The organism is Microbacterium sp. NPDC090003 (assembly GCF_044748385.1).
GTDB lineage: Bacteria > Actinomycetota > Actinomycetes > Actinomycetales > Microbacteriaceae > Microbacterium.
Map to the genome: position 1 here is coordinate 2,665,485 of NZ_JBIVFW010000001.1, position 6,057 is coordinate 2,671,541.

A 6,057-nucleotide genomic window follows, 5' to 3' on the forward strand; every position below is an offset into this window, starting at 1 on the left:
CACCGCGGAAGAACAGTGAGCAGTGGCGACCACGAGTCTCTTCGTGGTCGCCACTGCTGTTCGCAGAAGCCGGAATATCGGAGATTCCCTGGGGAGGATGAGAAATGGAAGACGACGACCATACGTCGACAGCGGATGCCTCGGACGGGGAGATCCTCGACCGGGTGCGTGCGGGGGACACGCGCGCTTTCGGCCTCCTCTGGGAGCGTCATGCCGGTCCTGCGCTATCGGTGGCGCGCGGGTTCACCGGTCTCGATGCGGATGACATCGTTTCGGAGGCGTTCGAACGTCTGCTCGTCTCGCTGCAGAGCGGGAAGGGCCCGCGCGGAGCCTTCCGCCCGTATCTGATCACGACCGTCCGCAACGTCGGTCGCAGCCACTACAAGCGCGACCTCCCGCGGCAGGATGCGGACTTCGACCTCATGGTCGATGTCGACGCGCTCGACGGCGAGGACGCCGCGATTCGCGACCAGCATCATCGAGCCGCGGAAGAGGCGTTCCGCGCCCTTCCGCAGCGATGGCAGGAGGTTCTCTGGTACAGCGAGGTCGATGGGCTCCCGCCTCGGGAGATCAGCGGTCCGATGGGATTGTCGTCCAATGCGATCTCTGCGCTCGTCAACCGGGCGCGAAAGGGCTTTCGCGACGCGTGGGTGAGCGCACAGCTCGCTCGCGCGGAGTCGCCCGAGTGCCAAGCGGTCATCGCCGACATCGGCGCGTACACCCGTGACGGTCTGGCCCCCCGGGCTTCCCGGAAGATCGAGGCGCACGTCGCTACGTGCGAGGCATGTACTGCGGCGCTGCAGGAAGCACGCGCGATCGCTCAGACGCTGGCGATCGCGATCCTTCCGGCCGTCGCGGGGACGGCGGGTGCTGCGGGCTACATCGCCACGCTGCGCCCGCCCGCCATGCCCGAGATGCAGCTGCCTGTCACCACCGCAGCCGCCGGGGAAGACGGCATCGAGTCTCCGGACAGCCGCCCCGCCTCGCGGCGATGGGTCGGCGTCGTGGCGCTCCTTCTGCTTCTCCTGCTCGCCGTCGCGATCGCCGTTCTGGCGACCCGCGCGACGGAGCCGGAGGCGGACCCGGAGGGCGGCCCCACCATCGTCGACGACGGTCGGCAGGAACCGCTGGCTCCGGCGACCGCGTTCCCGTCCGCGACGCCGACGCCTTTCCTCAGTCCCCCGCCCGACGACGAAGCCACTCCTCGGACGGAAATCGAGCCGCCTCGACGGCAACCGCTTCTTCCGCCCGCGCCGTTCCTGTCGCCGTCCACGGCGGAACCAGGCGTCCCGGCTCCTTTGCCACCGACGGAGCCGGTGGTGCCCGGCGCCCTCGAGCCGACACTTCTTCAGAACGATCCTCGGATGTACCCGAGGCTGGGGGGCGTCTCTGCGGAGCCGGGCGCACTCATCCGCGTGCTCGATGTCGCTGGACGACCCATCGCCACGACGACGGCGGACGCCTTCGGCCGCTGGTCCGTTCCGATCACCACCGGTGGTGCGGGTGCGACCTCGGTCTCCGTCACGCAGACCGTTCGCGGCATCACGTCGCAGGCGTCGGCCACGCTTCCGTACTCCGTTGATGCCGCTCCGGTGGCATCGCGCCCTTTGGCGGGTGACGTCGTGACCGCGGGTCGTTTCAACTTCCGCCTCGAGCTCCCCGCGGGGAGCGTGATCCAGCGTTCGATCGTGGGTCAGACGCCTGTTCAGACGCTGACGGTTCCGGCATCCGGGGTCTGGAACGAATATCTTTCTGTCCCCCCGGGTGCGCACGTGCTGCGGCTGCGCTGGGCGGATCCGACGACCCGCGACATCGGCCCGTGGACAGAGGTGATCTTCACCGCCGAGTGATCCGGGAGGGGAGCATCGATGTGCTCCCCTCCCGTTTCGGGGGAGGAATACCCTGCTGGGCGGGGTCCGTAGCGGCGGTGCATAGTGCCGAGCCGATCTCAGGCGACCCGTTTGGTATACCCGCGGGCGGCCCGATCGTGACGTCATTTGTCGAAGTCCACGCGCGGATCACGATCTTTCTCAGCTTCTCCTAATTGCCGCGTCACGATCCTGGTCGCCGAGAGTGCAAGAGGTAGGCGCAATCGCGTCTCGGGTAGTGCGATTGCTGCTCATCGCGTGCTGTCGGGTCGTTCATCTAGGAATCGGCCCGAGGGGGGCATGTCGGTGTTGCGGGTGGCGCGGGGGCGCCGCCCGCAACAGCTCTCGCGCGCCTGCGCACAAGACGACACTTACGGGGAATCGGAATGAACAGGATGAAGTCGCTCGCCGGCTTCGCGACATCGCGAAGCGGCGCACAGGGGGAGAGCGAAGGAGGCGGCAAGGCACGGCGATGGACCGTGCGCGTCGTCTCGACGGGGTTGGTGCTGTTGACGGCCTGGCACGTCTTCGCTTCGTTCCTGTGGATCTATCCGCCGTCCGCACTGCGTCAGCTGCCGCCGGACGGTGCTTTGAGCTCGTACATGCTGCCGCTGTTCGGCCAGTCGTGGAGTGTGTTCGCTCCCGAGCCGATCAACGGCGACTACCACTTCAACGTGCGCGCGCTCGTCGCCGACGACGCAGGTGACGAGGTGGAAACCGGCTGGGTGAGCGCGACCGACGTCGAACTCTCGATGATCAAGAACAACCTCTTCCCGCCGCGGGCGGGGATTCAGGCCGAAGAACTCGCGGGGAACTACAAGAACGCGTGGGAAGACCTCGCCGAAAAGCAGCGCGCCGTGACGCTCGAGAACCACACGGATGATGAGTGGCTGGCGACGCTCTCCGAGGAGTTGGGCGAGGCCGATGCCGAGGTCGACGCCGACCTCTACCTCGGCGTGGATCGAATGGCAACCGCGTATGCGACCCAGGTCGCCCATGCGATCTGGGGGGACGACGTCACCGCCGTCCAGTTCCGCGTGAGCCGCCAGAACGTCGTGCCCTACGCCGACCGGAACGACCCGACCGCTCAGCGTCCCGACCCGACCGTCATCCGTCCGGGGTGGCGCGACCTGCTCGTCGAACCCGGCCAGAACGAAAACCGCTTCGCCGAGGTGTTCCGGTCGCAGTACGAGACGTACCTGAAGGGGCTGAACCGATGACCGCCACCGACCGCACACCGGACCGCTCGGATGCGATCCGCACGCCTCGCGTGCTCGCCTTCCTGGGAGCGATGATCGCGCAGGTCGCTCAGGTGGCAGCGATCTCCGCCACGCGCTGCTTCTCGGCAGCCGACCGCTGGCTCCACGAGTCGAAGAAGTCGCTCTACGGCATCGCCGTGACCCGCATCCTCTTCGGCCTCACCGGCTTCGGCCTGCTGGTGACGAACTTCGCGACGCGCTACTACTCGTTCGGTTCGGGCTCGGCGTGGAACCGCGAGATGGCCGAGCCGATCAGCGACTTCCCGAAGATCTGGATCTTCTCCGCCTTCCACTCGGCGATGGGCAACGATCTGCTGTACTCGGCGCTCTACATCCTGCTGATCGGGCTCAGCGTGCTGTTCATCCTGGGGTGGCGGTTCCGCATCGTGCTGCCCGTGTTCTTCGTGCTCTGGGTCGGCTTCATCGAGGCGAACGACATGATCGGCGACCAGGGCGACAACATGTTCCGGATCGCGATGATCCTGCTGTTCTTCGCCGATCCGGCCGCACGCTGGTCGCTCGACGCCCGCCGTCGGGCGCGCAAGGGCGAGTGGTTCCGCGAAGGATCGGCACCGCGTCAGATCGGTGTCGTGGCGCACAACCTGGCGCTGGTCGCCCTCGCCGCGCAGGTCATCTTCGTCTACACCTCGGGCGCCCTGTTCAAGGCCGGCGGCTCGCCGTGGCGCGAGGGATGGGCGATCTACCACCCGCTCGAGACGGTGCGCTTCGGCACGTGGCCCGCCCTGTCGGACTTCTTCATGGCATGGGGTCCGGCCGTGGCCTTCCTGACGCTCGGCACCCTGATCCTGCAGGCAGCGTTCCCGTTCATGCTGCTGACGCGACCCACGCGGCTGATCGCGCTGTTCGGCATGCTCGGGTTCCACCTCGGCATCGCCGTGCTGATGGGCCTGCCGTGGTTCTCGCTGACGATGGTCGCGATCGACGCGATCTTCATCCGCGATCGATCGTGGGCGGGGATCGTCTCGTCCGTCACCGAGAAGTGGCGGGCGACGGCATCCGCTCGGCCGGATGGCGAGGCGGTGGGCGACGCGGCTCTTGAACCGGAACAGCCGCCGGCCGCCGACAACCTCGACCACACAGACTCCGCGCAGCTCGAGGGAACGACCGCGCGGTGACCGTTGCGTCGGCTGAGCCGGCGCAGCACCAAGGGGGAAGAGCGCCGGGGAACCGGTTCTTCCGATAACGAAGGAGAACGCTCAAATGACACAAGAGCAACACGCGCGCCCACCAGGGCGTTGGAGGCGTCGAGCGCTGAAGGTCGGCGCAGGGGTCGCCGTCGCAGGTCTCGCCATCATGGGGGGGATCTCGGCGGCGAATGCCGCTGCCGGGGACCCGTGGCCCACAGACAAAAGTCAGATCTGGCTGCTGCAGTCCGGCACCGGTCCGACTGGCAGCCTGTATGACGTCAACTACTCCGGCGCGAGCGGCAAGTATGACTTCGATCTCCTTGCCGCTATCTCACCGGGCTCACTGTCATCGATGGCGTTCAACCCGGATGACGGCTTTATCTATGCGTTGAGCTCGTCGGGGAGTAGGACGATTTATCGCATCGCGCAAGGCGGAGTCGTGACTACCATGCCCAGCCTCCTGGCGCCGTCGCCGGGCGCCTGGTCCGGCATGGAGTACCATGATGGGAAGCTGTGGTTCTACTCGACCGGCGGAACTCGAATCACTTCTCTTGATCTCGCCACTGGCGCCGAAGTTGTACACCAGTTCACCTCGTCGATTCGAAACGACAGCCCGAATGATCTGGTGTACGCGAACGGGTACTTCTGGTCGGCAAGCTCGGCTGGCTACCTATTGCGCTACGACGTCTCTACAAACACGGTGACGCGACTTAGCGCCCCAGCGCTCACGGCTGGGACTACGAGCAACTACGGCGCCGCCTGGGTTACCGGTTCTGGTCTTCTGGGGTTTGTTGACAACTTCTCGGGTCGCGTAGTTCATGTCCGAGTTTCTGGTGCCGGCGTTGTTGAAGTCATTGGTGCCGGGCAAGCCAACCCGACATACGACAACGACGGTGCTTACAACTTCGGCACTCCGGCAGACATTGCGCTGAAAAAGACCGGCCCCGTTGAGTTCATGCCGGGCGAGTCGTTCGAGTATTCGTTCACGGTGAGCAACGTCGGTAGTTCCTTGTCGGGTGGGTGGTTCCTCAAAGATGTGCTTCCTGCCGGCCTGGGTAGCCCTGTCCTCGTTGACAGCCCCGGGGTCACGATGACGACGCAAACCGGTGCCGATGGGAGTCAGACGCTCCTTATCAACGGCGGTGAACTGGCTGCGGGTGAGGAGATCACCTTCCGCGTTCGAGTCACGGCTGCATCCGATATCAGGGGCTGTGTCACGAACACGGCCGAGCTGATCGGTATGGAGGACGACCCCGAGTACGGGAACAACACCTCCTCCACCGACTGCGCTCAGGTCGTCACGGCCCGACTGGCGCTCGACAAGGAGGTGTCGAGCGTCATCGATGTGAACAGCAATGGGATCACCGATCCGGGCGACCAGATCTTCTGGCGCTTCAAGGTCAGCAACACCGGTATCGCGAACATCGAGAACATCGCGATCCGCGATGAGCTTCTTCAGACGGCCGGTGTGGACGTCACGTGCACGCCTCTCGCTCTCGCGCCCGGCCAGTCCGCCGACTGCGAGTCGACGGAACCCTACGTGATCACGGCTGACGACGCGAAGCACGGGGCCGTAGAGAACACCGCGGTGGCGACGGGCAACGTGCCTCCGGGCCAGCCCGGTGACCCCGGGAACGTTGAATCGCCTGAGGACTCCACGGAGACTCCGGTCGAAGAGCCCGAGAGCAACGTGAACGCTGCGGCGTCGGCTTCTGCTTCGGCGAAGGCTGATGACGCATCGAACCCGTCCGCGCAGGTTGCCGCTCAGGCTGCTGCGACCCC

4 protein-coding genes are annotated in these 6,057 nt (G+C 66.0%); all 4 read left to right on the forward strand.

Annotated elements, in window-relative coordinates:
- The first annotated feature begins 104 nt into the window (after positions 1-104).
- Entirely contained in the window at positions 105-1,850 is a 1,746-nt protein-coding gene (locus ACIPVN_RS12820) for a sigma-70 family RNA polymerase sigma factor (protein WP_400443252.1), read from the forward strand.
- A 413-nt stretch (positions 1,851-2,263) separates the two neighbouring features.
- Entirely contained in the window at positions 2,264-3,088 is an 825-nt protein-coding gene (locus ACIPVN_RS12825; protein WP_400443254.1) for a DUF5819 family protein, read from the forward strand.
- On the forward strand, positions 3,085-4,263 hold the full coding sequence (locus ACIPVN_RS12830; protein ID WP_400443256.1) for an HTTM domain-containing protein: 1,179 nt from the start codon (positions 3,085-3,087) through the stop codon (positions 4,261-4,263). The genes ACIPVN_RS12825 and ACIPVN_RS12830 overlap by 4 nt, the downstream gene beginning before the upstream one ends.
- An 85-nt stretch (positions 4,264-4,348) precedes the next feature.
- On the forward strand, positions 4,349-6,057 hold a 1,709-nt coding region (locus ACIPVN_RS12835; protein WP_400443258.1), incomplete at its 3' end, for a DUF6923 family protein.